This is a genomic window from Corynebacterium sp. MSK012 (genome assembly GCF_030232435.1).
Classification (GTDB): domain Bacteria; phylum Actinomycetota; class Actinomycetes; order Mycobacteriales; family Mycobacteriaceae; genus Corynebacterium; species Corynebacterium jeikeium_D.
This window is the reverse complement of the sequence record NZ_JASPJU010000014.1, coordinates 39,292-54,074: the sequence shown is the minus strand read 5'-3', so window position 1 is coordinate 54,074 and position 14,783 is coordinate 39,292. Positions and strand designations below refer to the sequence as shown.

At 59.8% G+C, this 14,783-nt stretch carries 15 protein-coding genes; 1 reads left to right on the top strand and 14 read right to left on the bottom strand.

Going from position 1 to position 14,783, the window contains the following annotated elements:
- Nucleotides 1–365: 365 nt before the first annotated feature.
- Nucleotides 366–800: an OsmC family protein gene (locus QP977_RS10195; RefSeq protein ID WP_070866548.1), complete on the top strand. Its 435-nt coding sequence runs from the start codon at nt 366–368 to the stop codon at nt 798–800.
- Between the two features lie 121 nt (nt 801–921).
- On the opposite strand, the gene holA is transcribed toward QP977_RS10195, so the two are convergent.
- The 14 genes from holA to rplU form a co-directional block, all read right to left on the bottom strand.
- Nucleotides 922–1,911 (bottom strand): DNA polymerase III subunit delta, encoded by a 990-nt coding sequence (gene holA / locus QP977_RS10190; RefSeq protein WP_242458657.1) that lies wholly within the window; start codon nt 1,909–1,911, stop codon nt 922–924.
- Nucleotides 1,912–1,976: 65 nt separating this feature from the next.
- Nucleotides 1,977–3,977: a ComEC/Rec2 family competence protein gene (locus QP977_RS10185; RefSeq protein WP_187406474.1), complete on the bottom strand. Its 2,001-nt coding sequence runs from the start codon at nt 3,975–3,977 to the stop codon at nt 1,977–1,979.
- Nucleotides 3,961–4,755, bottom strand: a complete 795-nt coding sequence (locus QP977_RS10180; protein ID WP_242458656.1) for a ComEA family DNA-binding protein — start codon at nt 4,753–4,755, stop codon at nt 3,961–3,963. The genes QP977_RS10185 and QP977_RS10180 overlap by 17 nt, the downstream gene beginning before the upstream one ends.
- A gap of 126 nt (nt 4,756–4,881) precedes the next feature.
- The gene (locus QP977_RS10175; RefSeq protein ID WP_187406473.1) at nt 4,882–6,243 is read right to left on the bottom strand and encodes a DegV family protein; all 1,362 of its coding nucleotides are present in this window, start codon (nt 6,241–6,243) and stop codon (nt 4,882–4,884) included.
- The gene (locus QP977_RS10170) at nt 6,233–6,940 is read right to left on the bottom strand and encodes a histidine phosphatase family protein (protein WP_115597832.1); all 708 of its coding nucleotides are present in this window, start codon (nt 6,938–6,940) and stop codon (nt 6,233–6,235) included. The genes QP977_RS10175 and QP977_RS10170 overlap by 11 nt, the downstream gene beginning before the upstream one ends.
- A 2-nt stretch (nt 6,941–6,942) precedes the next feature.
- Entirely contained in the window at nt 6,943–7,401 is a 459-nt protein-coding gene (gene rsfS, locus QP977_RS10165; RefSeq protein WP_048735108.1) for a ribosome silencing factor, read from the bottom strand.
- An 87-nt stretch (nt 7,402–7,488) separates the two neighbouring features.
- Nucleotides 7,489–8,259 carry a nicotinate-nucleotide adenylyltransferase gene (gene nadD, locus QP977_RS10160; RefSeq protein WP_101687695.1) on the bottom strand — a complete coding sequence of 257 codons (771 nt, stop codon included), beginning with the start codon at nt 8,257–8,259 and terminating at the stop codon, nt 7,489–7,491.
- A 21-nt stretch (nt 8,260–8,280) separates the two neighbouring features.
- Nucleotides 8,281–9,624: a glutamate-5-semialdehyde dehydrogenase gene (locus tag QP977_RS10155; protein ID WP_284847279.1), complete on the bottom strand. Its 1,344-nt coding sequence runs from the start codon at nt 9,622–9,624 to the stop codon at nt 8,281–8,283.
- Between the two features lie 14 nt (nt 9,625–9,638).
- Nucleotides 9,639–9,791 (bottom strand): hypothetical protein, encoded by a 153-nt coding sequence (locus QP977_RS10150; protein ID WP_038628121.1) that lies wholly within the window; start codon nt 9,789–9,791, stop codon nt 9,639–9,641.
- The gene (locus QP977_RS10145; protein WP_038628118.1) at nt 9,792–10,505 is read right to left on the bottom strand and encodes a class E sortase; all 714 of its coding nucleotides are present in this window, start codon (nt 10,503–10,505) and stop codon (nt 9,792–9,794) included. It lies immediately after the preceding gene.
- 159 nt (nt 10,506–10,664) lie between these two features.
- Nucleotides 10,665–12,014 carry a glutamate 5-kinase gene (gene proB / locus QP977_RS10140; protein WP_070560958.1) on the bottom strand — a complete coding sequence of 450 codons (1,350 nt, stop codon included), beginning with the start codon at nt 12,012–12,014 and terminating at the stop codon, nt 10,665–10,667.
- A gap of 98 nt (nt 12,015–12,112) precedes the next feature.
- The gene (obgE, locus tag QP977_RS10135; protein WP_284847278.1) at nt 12,113–13,627 is read right to left on the bottom strand and encodes a GTPase ObgE; all 1,515 of its coding nucleotides are present in this window, start codon (nt 13,625–13,627) and stop codon (nt 12,113–12,115) included.
- A gap of 257 nt (nt 13,628–13,884) precedes the next feature.
- Nucleotides 13,885–14,142: a 50S ribosomal protein L27 gene (gene rpmA, locus QP977_RS10130; protein ID WP_016422312.1), complete on the bottom strand. Its 258-nt coding sequence runs from the start codon at nt 14,140–14,142 to the stop codon at nt 13,885–13,887.
- 40 nt (nt 14,143–14,182) lie between these two features.
- Entirely contained in the window at nt 14,183–14,491 is a 309-nt protein-coding gene (gene rplU / locus QP977_RS10125) for a 50S ribosomal protein L21 (RefSeq protein ID WP_005511541.1), read from the bottom strand.
- Nucleotides 14,492–14,783 lie beyond the last annotated feature (292 nt).

The window sequence follows — 14,783 nt, the reverse complement described above, 5'->3', positions numbered from 1 at the left end:
AGCGGATGAACCGGGATATCCGGTTTTATTTCCCCAAAGGCACCAACTTTACCGATGTCACCGACCAAGAGGTCGCCCAGGCCGAAGCATTGCTGAATAACCGGCCGCGAGTCGTGCTCGACGGGTTAACTCCCCGGGAGGTAATCTCTGGTGTTATCCATGATGCAATGACCGCCTGACCCTACCGCCTGAAAAATGGCTTGAAAGTGCTATAAACTTACACAGTTTCACATTTGCAGCCCGTTGGGCTGGCCGTGGACCCCGCCTCCCACACTGTTGGTTGTTGATTTCCATCGCTTCGGTTCCAGCACACCAACCTGCGGCCAGCACATGCGGACAGCACAATTTCTACAGGAAGGAAACTCATGCCGAAGACAACTTTCACGACCGTTGCGCACGCCCCTACCAACCTCGAAACCACGGTGACCTCTCGCGACATGAGCTTCACCCTGGACGAGCCGACTGACCTCGGGGGAACCAACAAGGGCATGAACCCGGTCGAGGCGCTGCTCGGCTCCCTCGGTGCCTGCAAGTGCATCGTCGTCCGCTCATTCGCCGCTGCCCAGGGCATCAAGCTCAACGATGTCAAGGTCGAGTGCTCTGGTGTGCTCGATCCAGATGGTTTCATGGGGAAGAACCCGGAGGCGAAGATTGGTTTCTCCGAGATTCACACCCGCTTCCACATTGATGCCGACAACACGAGGGAAGAACTAGTTGCATTCCTCGACTTTGTCGAATCCCACTGCCCAGTCCAGGACACGCTGTCCAACCCGGCTACATCTTCCTTCGAGCTTGCATAGCTGAAAATCATCGACGCTAGCGAAACAGCCTGCTGAGCAGGACGGCCACACAATCACCGTGTTCTTCGCGGTGTTTCGCCTGTCACCACAGAACTGAAGCTCCCACGGGGACCCGAACTATTTAACGCCGATGGGACGAATGCGCCAGCTCCGCGATACGAAGCACCGACTGTTCCAGCGATAACTCCGGTGTCGACGAGGCTCCCTTCGTGTCCGCATCCAGCTGTGCCGCGACAACCACAGCGCGAGCAACCGCAGGGGTTGACCAGGCAGAGGCCAACCGCTGAGTTTTCTCCAACTTCCACGGCGGCATGCCATAGCGGTGGGCATCTCTACGCGCATTGACACCACGCGCGCCGTGGAGCCGAGCTACATCACCGACCATTCCCGTGATTGCAGCCGACAGCAGTGCCGGTGCCATGCCCAGCTGCAAAGCCCGGCGCATCTTGGCCAACGCTTCCCCACCGCGACCGCGCAGCGCGAGCTCGGCAATCTCAAAGCCCGAGACCTCCGCTGACGCGCCGTAGTAGGTGCGCACTGCCTCCGAAGTGACCTTGCCCGCGGTGTCCGCACAGAGCTGGGAAATGGCAGTGGCCAACTCGCGGAGGTCCGAACCGACCGCATCCAGGACGGTATCAATGACATCGCGACGCACCTTAACCCCGTGTGAGGCGAACTCTTCGCCAACGAAACCGGGCAAGTCGTTTCTCTTGAGCGGTTGTGCTTCGAAAAAGCGGACGCCTAGCTTACGCAGGTCAGCCACCATCTTCTTCTGACGTCCCTCACCGGTGTGAAGGAGAATCAACGTGATGCCCGGCGCGGGATCTTTAACAGAATCCATCAACAGTTTGGCGGGTTCTTTACCCGCATCCTGGCAGTCGGTGACAACCACAATGCGGTCATCCCCAAACAACGAGGGGCTGAAGAGCTCCACGGCATCGACAGTGGTCATGTCCCCTGCGCGGATGGTGGTCACAGGCACCGAGCGTCCGCCCGGATCGGACTCCGTTGCTGCCTGCGCGCGGACGGCAGCGACAATGGCGAGACGGGCGCGGTCTTTCAGCAGCTCCTCTTTGCCCACAATCAAATTCACGGGTGCGACGGCGCTCAATCCCGACCTCTTTTCCGCGTTGATTCCTGCGACTGTTATTTCTAGCCTACGGGACAGCCCGGATTTCACCTCCCTCGCCAGACGTCACCATTTGAATAGAGAGCTTGTGGCCCATCTCGCTGCGGACACACCACAGGAATGTGCTCCGGGGTCATTACGATTTCTCGCACGCGCGGACCACACTCGCGGGCGACAAACCACTGCGGTGAGCTACGTATTTGGAGAACTCTGCCGCTCACGGCCTCAGCGATATACGAAGGGGACTCCACCACCACGGTTCCTGTCGTGGGATTATCAACGGCTGGATCGAGCCCCTGGGTATGCCATGTCATTTCCTCGGTGATTCTGAGGGCAATTCGGCACTGCCGGCTGAGCGAGGTTGGTGCAGAGCTGCTGTCCGGATCTCGCGCAGAGCGGTCTACAGAAGCGCCATAGCTGACGGGCCCTTCGACAGCGCCCGCGTGAATGAGAACAATCTGGTTTTTCTCAGCACAGGCGGCAAGCTTCCACCCCTGTGGGGCACGCGCAATGTCGAGGCCGAACACCCAAATAACGGCGTAGCTACAGGCGGCCAGGACAACTGCAAAGCCACCAGCGCGAAGCGCAAGACGGGGCCGCGCCCAGAGCGTCGTCAAGCATGTGATTGTAAGCGTGCAGGAGACGACCAACGTGACCGTTCCAGTGGCGGGCGTGACGATGTCTGCAGTAAGGCGTGCGACTTGATAGATCCACCACGCGCATGGTGCAGCACACCAGAGCAGAGCGTTGACCAGCCAATTGAGATGCAATGCGGCGGCAACGGCAGCGAGCGAACCGGCGATAGTAACGGGTGCGACGGCGGGCGCGGCGAGCAGATTCGCCAACAGTGAGATATGGCTGATTTCGCCGATGAGAAGCGCCAATACGGGCATGGTGACCACGTGTGCGGCAATCGATACGGCGATGGCGCGGACTACTGGGGCAGGCCAAGTCCCCATAACGGTGGTGGCGGACAGACGTCTGGCAAGGGGCTCGGCAAGAAGGACTAGCCCGGCGGTGGCCGCGACCGAGAGGGCGAAACCCACTGATACCGATAGGTCTGGTGCCAGGAGAATCAACCCAATAATGCCAGCCGATAGCGCCGCGATCGCTTGGCCAGCTCGTCCTACGAGAATAGCCAACAGCCCAATGCAGCCGGTGACCACTGCGCGTAGCACTGAGGGTTCTGTGCCCACGATTGCTACAAACCCATACAGGGCAACCGCGGCGACTGCGACTCGCACTCGCGGCCCAGCCCAGGAGAAGACCGCCACGACAGCCCCGACAACAAGTGCAACGTTGGCTCCAGAGACGGCCGACAGATGCGAAAGTCCGGAGGCGGTCATCATGTCGCCGTCGGTGAGGCTAAAGCCACGCTCATCGCCGATGGCCATGGCGGGAATGAGGCGGTCGGGGCCAAAGGGGAGATTCTGCGCCGAGTCAAAGAGCTGCTGCCTCACGTCAGCGGCAAGCCCCTGTGGTGGCGCAATGACCTCAACATCTCCGCGTAGGTTCAGCTGGATTCCGCTGATGCAGGGTTTGTTGGCCGCACGTATACCGGCTGTGGATTCAACTACGGTGTCTCTCGTGACCGACAACAGTGACTCGTCGCCAAAAACCGTCACCTGCCCAGGAAGGCCCTCGATGCGTGCCTTCGCACTGGCCCCGAACTCGGTTGCTTTCGGCTCCGTGACCAGGCGCAACTGCACTTTCGCCATCCTGCCAATGTCGTGATGGAGCTCGTGGGCTCGGGCTCGCGCTATGCGGATTCGCATGGCTACCGCAACGCTGGCCACCGACACAGCTGGCACCAGGATAGTGGCGATCGCTCGCCAGCCGGATGTCACCGCGCCTCTTCCCCATCGCCACGACCAACGCTGCCACGCCCACGGCAACACCACCGCAGTCACGATTGCGCACGGTGCCACAACTATCGCCCATTCTGGGCGCATGATCACTGCCACCGCAGTCGCCCACGCCAACACCGCTGCTGGCACTAGCCGCACATCGAGCCCAGCACGAGCGCGCAGGTCAGACGGTGGCGACATCGCGCAGAGCCTCTACCTTCGCCGGGCCGATTCCCGGAACCTCCTCAAGTGCGTCGATACTCGCAAAAGGCCCGTTCTTTTCTCGAAAGTCGATGATTTTGGTCGCCGTTGCGGGTCCGATTCCGGGCAATTCCTCCAACTGAGTAGCAGTAGCGGTGTTGATGTTGATCTGTCCGTCCGAGCCGCCCGGGCCAGCCCCGCCTGCAGCACCGGCGCCAGAACCACCAGAAACATCGGTGCCAGAACCGCCAGAAACATCGGCCCCGCCCTCCGCCGTCCCTGCTGGCAGCGCCTCTGCCCCGACCACAATCTGTTGACCATCAACCAACGGCGCCGCCAGGTTCACACTGGCAGGATTAGCCTCCGGCAAAAGCCCACCCGCACGCTCAATTGCCTCCACCACCCGCGCGCCCGCTGGCACCTCCACCACGCCTGGATTCACGACCAACCCCACTACCGACACAATCAACGGCCCCGCCTGTGCCTGAGCGTTAGTCTCCTTCCCCGCACCGCCCGGCGTCTCCGCTGAGGTTTCGGTCGTCTCCGGTGTCGTCCCCGCGACAGCCGCGTCCCGCACCGCAGGCATCTCTACCTGCGGCGACGACGGCCATACCACCGCCGCAATTGCTCCCAGGGCCAACACCGCAATCACAATGCACGCAGCCATTGCCACCCGCGGCGTCACCACCGCCCGGCGCACGGAAAAGTCCACCGCCATGCGCTTGTCTTGATCAATCGGTTCCAAGTAGTCCGCCAGCCGATTCCGCAAATTCGTCACGATGCGCACACTAGCGCCCCGCCCCACACCGCACTCCCGCGAAAGCACCTGTCGAAGCGTCATCTGTGGATAAAAAATGACCTGTGGAGGTTATCCACAGGCCACATCATCTGCTCAGTTCAGCCGCTATATCTTCGTCTCATCGCCGTCATCATCACGCTTGTCGCTTGACGACGACTCCTGCGATTTCTCCCCTTCGTTGCCAAATACAGCTCCCTCGGGATCGGACTTATCGCGCAGCGCCAAATCAGAGATAGCCTTCGCCAGGCGCTCAGCTTTATCCAGGGCTGCTTGGCGGTTCTCACTCCACGTTGGCAATTTAGAAACAGCCGTGGTGAAAAGCGGAATTCCCTGTTCATTAGTCACGACTGTGCGATGGATACGCTTATTGCGGTTGCGACTAGCAGCCGGATTCTCAACTACTTTCACCGCGGCCTGATCGGTGATTGGTTCATCCGAGTCAGTGGCGTGAGCGGTTTCAGCTGAACCAACGGAGCCATCCGCCCTTTCCATGTCAGCACAGTCACCGGAATTGCCTATGTTCCCGGAATCATCTTCCACTGCGTCGGTAACCTCAGCTTCAACAGTAGCCGCGTCACTCTCCTCCACCCTGTGGAGCAGCGCAGTTACTCCCATCTCTGCTTCAAAATCCATGGCATCCGAATCAATCGAGCCACCGGAAACCATGCCAACTGCATAGGCTCCCTGCCCGACATGAGCAGCAAGCGACTCCGGCAAATCCAGGATTCTAAACCGGGTATCGTCGGGTAGCTCTTCGGCAAGCATGGCCTGGAGCTCGTGGACGTCGTCAAGCGCGTCGGAATGATGCAGCAATACTGCAGGCGGACGGTTCGCCGATGACGCAGACCGCACCATCTTCGTGGCAAAATCCACCATCCGCTGCTTGACCTTCGCTTCTGTGCGGCACTTGGCGACGAGTGCCAGTGAGCCATCTTTAATGCCGACGATGGGCTTGATAGCGAGAGCCGTAGAGAGCATCGCTTGGCCCGCGGAGATGCGACCACCACGGCGCAGCGAATCAAGCTTTGGTACAAACAACCAGAGTCGATAGCGCTGCAGCACATCACGGGCTACATCAGCAACCTCATCACGACTAGCCCCGGCTCTTGCGGCCTTGGCTGCAGCGATGGCAGCGGCACCGACTCCAGCTCCTACGGTATCGGTGTCGATAACGGTCACGCGGTCGAGCGCACCGGCAGCCGTGACGGCGTTAGACCAGGTCGCGGACATTCCCTTACCAAGATGCAGGGCAACAACGCCAGCGTCAGAGCCGTCCTGGTTGGAGCGTTCCAGCGCACGCGCATATGCGGCGCACAGCTTCAGCGGACTGACTGCCGACGTGGTGACGGCGTCTTCATTGATGTCATGGCCGATGGGAACCACGGTGATATCGAGCTTGCGGGCAACCTCGGGCATCAGGCACGCAGTGTCATCGACAACAATGCGAACGCGACCGTCACCGGGCATGGCGGCCTCCTGAAGAATCAGAAACCTGCGATTCCCGCGCGCGAACCTTCGCATTAAAAGCATTCAGGTACCAAGAGGTCTCACCATTGACGCGCGTGCGTTGCTCCATGTCAACCCACGCAGTGTTGCCCAGGCCGTTAAACGTGCTGAAATAGTCGCGCGGCAGCTGCAGCAGGGCTGCGGTAGCGGCAGCAATGGCACCACCGTGGGACACGAGCACAAAGGTGTCCGACTCCCAATCGGGGTTAGCTGCTAGCTCAGCAATGACTGCCAGCATTCGGTTGGAGACCTCAAAGCGGGTCTCGCCGCCCTTGGGTGCCCAGTTGAGGTTATGACGCCAGTGGTCACGCATACCGGGAAACGCGGAGTCAATCTCGTCGTAGGTGCGCTCTTGCCATTCACCGAGGTTGGTCTCACGCAGGCGCTTATCAAAACTCAACTCTGCGCCGGTGGCCTCAGCTAGCGCGCGGGCGGTGTCAGCTGCCCGGGTCAGGTCGGAGGACACGATTTTTGTGATTCGCGGTTCAGCCTCCGCCAGGTACTGCGCCGCAGTACGGGCTTGCTCGCGGCCAACGTCGGAAAGCTGCGTGTCCAGCTGTCCCTGAATGCGGCCGGTAGCGTTATACGACGTCTGCCCGTGCCGCAGCATAATCAGGCGACGTCGAGCGGCAACATGTGCCTCGCGTGAGCCCGCCACAGTTAAAACTCGTCCGTGTCCGGGTTTTCGGCAGCCAGCGGAATCTCGTCGATGGAACGAGCATTGCGGGCGGAATCTTCGCCGTCCTCGTTGCTCGGCTGCTCGACGCCCTCGACCTCGATGCGCGGGCAATCGCGCCACAGTCGATCCAGGCCGTAGAAGTCGCGTTCTTCACTGCGGAAGACATGCACGACAATGTCGCCGTAATCCAGCAGCGCCCAACGTCCCTCACGGACACCTTCGCGGCGAACCGGCTTTGCGCCGAGGTCACGCAGATCGTCCTCAATTTCGTCGACGATTGCGGCAACCAGACGCTCATTGTCAGCACTGACCAGGACGAATGCGTCCGTAATCACCACCGGGCCAGAGACATCGAGAACAACGACGTCCTCACCCTTTTTGCTATCGGCGGCCTTCGCCGCGGCGGTCGCCAGCTCAATGGCGCGTGGTTGTGCAGTCACGAAAGACTTCAGCTCCTTGTGATTAAAAGTCGTGAAAAACAGCGTTTGTACTTGTAACTTACCGTCTCAGCGGGATTTTGCTAACTTTCAGTCCGCGGTATCGGACTTCGCATCCACCGACGCCGCAGCCACCGGCGCCGCATCCTCGGAGGCCGAGTTCACCGATGCGGGGCCCACAGAACCAACCGTGCCCTCAGCAGACTGGTACAGACCCCGCTTAGCGATGTACTGCACCACGCCATCCGGCACCAAGTACCAAACAGGGCGTCCTGCCTCCGCACGCTTTCGACAATCGGTAGAAGAAATAGCCATCGCGGGAATCTCGATGAGGTGCAACCGTGAAGCGTCGATTCCTTCCAAGTCCTCTGCCCGCAGGTGAACCCCTGGGCGAGTGACACCGACGAACGTTGCTGCGTCGAACATCTCCTCCCAGTCCCGCCACGTCATAATCTTCTGCAGCGCATCGGCACCGGTAATGAAGAACAGATCCGCGTTGGGATAGATGACCTTCAAATCCCGCAGCGTATCGACGGTATAGGTCGCACCCGGCCGATCAATATCAACCCGCGAGACCGAAAACTGCGGGTTCGACGCAGTGGCAATGACCGTCATCAGGTAGCGGTCTTCGCTGTGAGAGACCTTCCGGCCGCGCTTTTGCCACGGTTCACCCGTGGGCACGAAAAGCACAAAGTCAAGGTCGAAACGGTCTGCCACCTCGCTGGCGGCAACCAGGTGACCATTGTGGATGGGATCAAAAGTGCCACCCATTACGCCAATGCGCTGCCGGGGCGCGTCCGCCGACTTCGCTGTCAACGCGGCGTGTACTCGCGACCGCACACTTTTCTTGCGCTTAATCATGACTGGCACTTTACCTGGGCACTACGGACGAGTCTGTCCACGACCAGCCAGAACCCACTTGCTGCTGGTCAGCTCCGGCAGCCCCATGGGCCCACGGGCGTGCAGTTTCTGAGTGGAAATACCAATCTCTGCGCCGAAACCGTACTGCTCACCATCGGTGAATGCAGTGGAGGCATTGACGCTGACGGCAGCAGCATCAACACGGTCGACGAACTCCTGGCACACGCCCCAGTCACGTGCAGAGATAGCTTCCGTGTGGCCCGAGGAGTACTCAGTGATGTGATTCGTCGCGGCCACCACACCGTCGACGATGCGCGCTGCAATGTCTAGCGAGAGGTACTCATCCGACCAGTCTTCCGCCGTCGCAGGAATGACCTCACCAGTCCACCCAGAGGCCGCCAGATTATCGACATCGCCGTGGACCGCAACGCCAGCGTCGGCAAGCGCGTCCAAAATGCGGACCTGATCCTGCGCGGACAGCGCCGAGTCAATGAGAACCGTTTCAGTGGCGTTACAGACGCTCGGACGGCGGGTCTTGCCGTTAATCATCAGCGCAATCGCCTCGTCGATATCGGCGGAGGCATCGATGTAGATGTGGCAGTTACCGGTACCGGTCTCGATGGTCGGCACCGTTGCCTTCGTCACAACGGCCTCAATCAAACCGGCACCGCCGCGCGGAATCACTACGTCAACCAGGCCGCGGGCAGTGATGAGATCTTGCACGGAATCGTGGGTCTCACACGGCAGCAGCTGGACAAGGTCCTCCGGTGCATCGTGGTTGGCCAGCACCTCACGCAAAACCGCGACCAGCTGCGTGTTGGAGTGGACGGCCGACTTGGAGCCGCGCAGCAAGGCCACGTTGCCCGACTTCAGCGCCAGACCAAAGGCATCGACAGTAACGTTCGGGCGAGCCTCGTAGACCATGCCCATCACACCCAGCGGGACGCTGACCTGGGAGAGCTTAATGCCGTTGGGAAGAGTGCTTCCGCGCAGCACCTCGCCTACCGGATCCGGCAGAGCCGCAACCTGACGAAGCCCACCGGCAATACCCTCAACACGATCGGCGTCAAGACGCAGGCGATCCAGCAGGGAGTCACTAAAACCACGGGTCTTACCGGCCTCGATGTCCTTGGCATTGGCCACCAGAATCTCTTCAGTACGGGCAACCAGCGCGTCTGCTGCGGCCAGCAGGAGCTCGTTCTTGCGTGCCGACGTAAAGCGCGACAGCTCTCCCGCGACAGCCTTGGCACGCTGTGCCTTATCTAAAACCTCGGCGCGCTCAGCAGCACGCTCCGGGCTAAGAGCCGAATCCTCGGCAATGCCCTGTTGATTGGTGTTAGCAGTTTCGTTCGTTTGAGCAGTCATGCCTACCAGCATAACTAGAGTGAGACATCATTTGAGGGAATTAGCTCAGCAGCCCAAGGAAAGATGTAATTCATCAACAGCAGGAACACGATGACGGCAATCACGATGGTGATGATCGCTTTCACCCACCACGGCCCTGGCAGGGATCGCCAAAAAGCTGCGTACATCTAGTTGACCTCCTTGGTCTCAACACCGGCGAGAACCGCGTGAATAATGAGCCGATGAGTGTTGTCCCACTGCGGATGGCAGGTAGTCAGCGTAAGTAGAGTGGCGTCACCGACCGGATTGAGGACATCGGCCCGGTCCGGAGTGACAATGTGCTGGCCGGGAATCTCGGGGACGTTAGTTCCTTCTGGCACGCAGTCGAAGCTTTCCCCTGCGCCAGCCATACCGTCGACCGGCAATACCTTGTAGCGGTAAATAGCATCACGCGTCTCTACGGTGATGTCATCGCACGTCTGCAGGCGGTCAATGTTGTCAAAGGGAGCTCCGTGGCCATCACGGTGAGCGGCGTAAGAGCTGTTGCCCACCTGCCCCGGCAGGGCTGTGCCCGGATAATGGCCGGGGCCACTGCGCAAAACTTCCTGGGAGACACCTTCAAATACGACAAAATCGCTAAAACCGGCCTTCGGAGCGGAAATCAACGCCACCGCGGAGCCAGGCATCCAGGAGCCCTCAACAGCTGGCTCCGTGCCTTCTGGCGCCGGAGCTGGAGCCGACGCCGGTGTGGACCATGCCTGCTGCAGCTCATCACGAGCCTGCTGCTGAGCTTTCCCGGTCTCAAGACCAGACCAGTACAGCAGATAAAAGGCGAAGAGCGCCACCAGCACTCCAGCTGTCAAGAGCAACTCGCCGATGACGCCAATAATCTTCGATAACACACTTAGGATTATGCCCGAAAGTTCCTCACCCAGGCAGTCTGCACTCAGCCAGTCCTCCCCCAGCCAGTCCGCACTCGGCCAGTCTTTGCCGAGGCACCTCTATCCGGGCGCGCCGAGGTATGCGTCTTTAAGCGCTGCAGCTCTCAGCGCAACACCCTCCTAAGCGCGGGAAGCGAAATCCGACAGGTAGTCGGCATGGACGACAGGCTTCTGCATGTCATTCGGCAATTCTTCGGTGTGGTAGCCGATCATGCCCAGCAGTTCCTCGGAGTCATAATTGACCTCGCCGCGACCGATGACCTCACCACCAGGACCGATTAGATCGACGATGTCACCAGCGGAGAACTCGCCGTCAACCGAGGTAATACCGACCGGGAGCAGCGACTTACGCATGCGGGTTACGGCGTCGACCGCACCGGCGTCCAGGCGAAGCAGCCCCGAGCTGTCCGCTGCGTAGAGCATCCAGAACTTCCAGGCGCTCAGGCGGTTGTCCTTCGCGGCGAAAGCGGTTCCCACATCTGCTTGGTCCAGTGCTCGCTCAATGTTGGACGCCGAAGTCAGCAACACCGGCACACCCGCACGCGAAGCCAGACGTGCGGCAGAGACCTTCGAGGCCATACCACCGGTGCCCAGCGCACCGCCGTCACCAGCGATAACACCACGCAAGTCGTTACCGCTGCGCACCTCCGGCACAAAGGTTGCACCTGGATCGGCCGGGTTGCGGTCGTAGAGGCCGTCGACGTCGGAAAGCAGAATCAATGCATCGCAGTACGCCAGGTGACTGACCAGCGCGGCGAGGCGGTCGTTGTCGCCGAAGCGGAACTCCGAGGTCGCGACCGTGTCGTTTTCGTTGACAATTGGCACCGCGCCCAGCTGGCGCAGGCGGTCGATAGTGCGCTGGGCGTTGCGAGCACGCGAACGCACACCTGCATCGTCCGAGGTCAAAAGCACCTGTGCAGAAGTGCGACCATAGCGTAGGAAGGAGCGTCCCCACTCCTGTGCCAGGCGCACTTGCCCCACAGCTGCAGCCGCCTGCTTGGTCGCCAAATCAGTGGGACGCGAAGTCAGCCCCAGTGGCCCCATTCCGGATGCCACCGCGCCGGAGGACACAACGATGACATCGCTAATGCCCATACGCTTCTCCAAAGCATCGGCGATGAAGTCGATGCGCTCCGGATCGGTACGACCGTCAGATCCAGTCAACGAGGAAGAACCAATCTTCACCACGACACGCTTCGCGGTCCGAATTGCCTCACGAGTCTCGGAATCGAAACCGCCTTTGGTTCCCGGAGATAAATTCTCAGTCGCCTTTTCAATCTCAGCGATGGTGGACTCGGGATTGTCGTGAAGCAGCTCGTCGACCCCCTCACGGGAAATCGGCGCGTCCGATTCAGACTTCGGCGCGGTAGCTACCGGGGCATCTAATGCATCTGCTCCAGTGACGTCAACATCGTTGGCAACGGTGTCGGAAGGGATAACTGACTCACTCATTTCACTGATGGAAAACATGACGGTCTCATTTAATTCTGACCATATAATTGTTTAAACAATCAATGGCAAAATGCAAGTTTGAAGTCTTCGCTTGCCGACGACGCTGGCGCCCGCGCCTATGAATACCGGTCGCGAATAGCCTCTTCGCCATCCCCGAAATCGTACTCGTCAATCAGACCACGGCGGGCCTGTGATGCACGCTTACGCTGCTCGGCGCTGGTGCGTTCGTTGACATAGAGACGATCGTCGGTACCACGGCCACTCGGCACGAAGTCATCGGTGCCCGCGACCTGCTGCGGGTACCACTCGAAGGTGAGATAGGAAATCGTCACCGGGCAGCCAACTGTTGCCCCAGCCTTTGCCAGGGCATCTTCAACACCAAGCTTGGCCAGGCGGTCAGCCAAGTAGCCGACTGCCTCGTCGTTTTCGAAGTCCGTCTGGTTAATCCAGCGCTCCGGCTTACGCCCACGCACAATGAACCCGTCTGGGGTATTCGGATCGCGTTCGATGGTGAAGTCCGCGCCTTCGCGCTTTTTGCCACGCACCCCTTCCGGACGGATGACCGCACGGGGCTCCTGCTCTGTCGGCAACGGATGCGCCTTGCGGTAGGCGGCGATCTGATCCTTCAGGCCGTAGGTCAGCTCCTTGAGCCCCTCGTGCGTCACCGTGGAGATCTCAAAAATTGGCCAGCCGAACTTCTCCAGTTCCTCGCGCTGCATGTCAATCATTTCGCGAGCATCGGGCAGGTCAATCTTGTTCAGCACGATGACGCGGGGACGCTCTGCGAGATCCCCAAGCCCCACGTCGGCCTTCAGCACCGACTGGTAGTTGGCGAGTTCCGTCTCCAACGCCTTGATGTCAGAGACCGGATCGCGGTCGCCCTCCAGAGCAGCAGCGTCAACCACATGCACGAGAACAGCACAGCGCTCAATGTGACGCAGGAAGTCCAACCCAAGTCCACGGCCTTCAGAAGCCCCCGGGATAAGACCCGGCACATCTGCGATGGTGAAGGACTCGTAGTCAACGTTGACTACACCCAGGTTCGGCTGCAGCGTGGTAAATGGGTAGTCACCAATCTTCGGCTTAGCAGCGCTCAAGGTGCTGACCAGCGACGACTTTCCGGCCGACGGGAAGCCCACCAGTCCAACGTCTGCCATGGATTTGAGCTCCAAGACAAGATCCTTGGCCTCGCCAGGCTCACCGAGGAGAGCGAAGCCCGGCGCACGGCGGTTCTTGTTCGCCAGCGCTGCGTTGCCCAGACCACCGTAACCGCCTTCAGCGGCGATGAAGCGGGCCCCCTTACCGGTCATGTCCGCCAGCACTTCCCCATCCTCGGTCATCACAACCGTGCCCTCCGGCACTCCGAGAACCAGGTCCTCGCCGCGAGCACCATTGCGGTGATCACCCGCGCCGGGCTTACCGTTGGCAGCCTTGATATGGGGATGGAAGTGGAAGTCCATCAGAGTGTGAATCTGCGGGTCGACGGCCAGCACAATGTCGCCACCGTGGCCGCCGTTACCGCCATCGGGACCGCCGAGTGGCTTGAACTTTTCACGCAGCACCGAGTTACAGCCGTGACCACCGTCGCCGGCCTGCAAATGCAGTACGACACGATCTACAAAACGAGACATAAAATCACACACACTTCCGAGCGGAGAGCCATCATCTAGTGCCTGGAGTAATGCCCTAATTTAAGCGAGCCGACGGGCAGAAGTCTAGGCGGTAACAAAACGCTGCCTCGCAACCTAAAAGCGCGAAACAGTACATAAACAACAAAAGAGCCGATTACCTTTCGCAGTGGGAAAGGAATCGGCTCTTCTGCAAGGCAGTTAAACCTGCCTCATATTCAACGTTGCAGTAATCCTATGTGGACAACCGGGGGTTGTTCTTAGGAGTTATTCTCAACGATGCTGACAATGCGGCGGTTGCGGCGGGTACCGAACTCGACTGCGCCTGCCTTCAGAGCGAAGAGAGTGTCGTCGCCGCCACGGCCAACGTTCTCACCCGGGTGGAACGAGGTACCGCGCTGACGAACGAGAATCTCGCCTGCCTTAACCTGCTGGCCGCCGAAGCGCTTCACGCCGAGGCGCTTAGCTTCGGAGTCGCGGCCGTTGCTGGTGCTGGATGCACCCTTCTTAGTAGCCATGATTTTCTCCTAGGGAAAAGCTAATTGGAATTTCGGCGGTTTACTTGGAGACGCCGGTGATCTTCAGAACAGTGAGCGGCTGACGGTGGCCGTAGCGGCGCTTGTAGCCAGTCTTGTTCTTGTAGTGCATGCCGCGGATCTTCGGGCCCTTAGCGGCCTCGACGATCTCTGCGTTAACGGTAACGTTGGCAAGCTTGTCGGCATCCGCAATGACATCTGCGCCATCGACGAGCAGAACCGGGGTGAGAGCCACGGACGAACCCGGCTCACCCTCGATCTTCTCGACCTTGACGAGGTCACCTTCGGCAACCTTGTACTGCTTGCCGCCGGTCTTGACGATCGCGTACATAGGAGGGCTACCCCTTTATCTGAGAAACTCGACTCAAGGAATCTTTGTAATTCCTTGACTGGACAATGGAATTGCGATTAGTTGCGTGTGCAGAACACTTCAGGGACATACCCGAAAGCCAAATCCGAGTAGATTTCCCCGCTCTGGCCGTTTCCTTACCACCAGCGCCTCAAGCACCAGTGGGCATGACCAGATACGCCTACTAATCAGCGACTGGTCAAGAGTAGCGAAAAATCCCCCTAAATTACAAACTGCCCGAGTAAGACCCTGTCCCCCATCGGTTTTCACGGTC

Bases quoted from the DNA above. Each gene is read 5' to 3' on its own strand.
- QP977_RS10195 (WP_070866548.1), top strand. From the start codon at position 366: ATGCCGAAGACAACTTTCACGACCGTTGCGCACGCCCCTACCAACCTC.
- QP977_RS10185 (WP_187406474.1), bottom strand. From the start codon at position 3,977: ATGTCGCCACCGTCTGACCTGCGCGCTCGTGCTGGGCTCGATGTGCGG.
- QP977_RS10175 (WP_187406473.1), bottom strand. From the start codon at position 6,243: ATGCCCGGTGACGGTCGCGTTCGCATTGTTGTCGATGACACTGCGTGC.
- nadD (WP_101687695.1), bottom strand. From the start codon at position 8,259: ATGATTAAGCGCAAGAAAAGTGTGCGGTCGCGAGTACACGCCGCGTTG.
- QP977_RS10155 (WP_284847279.1), bottom strand. From the start codon at position 9,624: ATGACTGCTCAAACGAACGAAACTGCTAACACCAATCAACAGGGCATT.
- QP977_RS10150 (WP_038628121.1), bottom strand. From the start codon at position 9,791: ATGTACGCAGCTTTTTGGCGATCCCTGCCAGGGCCGTGGTGGGTGAAA.
- proB (WP_070560958.1), bottom strand. From the start codon at position 12,014: ATGTTTTCCATCAGTGAAATGAGTGAGTCAGTTATCCCTTCCGACACC.
- obgE (WP_284847278.1), bottom strand. From the start codon at position 13,627: ATGTCTCGTTTTGTAGATCGTGTCGTACTGCATTTGCAGGCCGGCGAC.
- rpmA (WP_016422312.1), bottom strand. From the start codon at position 14,142: ATGGCTACTAAGAAGGGTGCATCCAGCACCAGCAACGGCCGCGACTCC.
- rplU (WP_005511541.1), bottom strand. From the start codon at position 14,491: ATGTACGCGATCGTCAAGACCGGCGGCAAGCAGTACAAGGTTGCCGAA.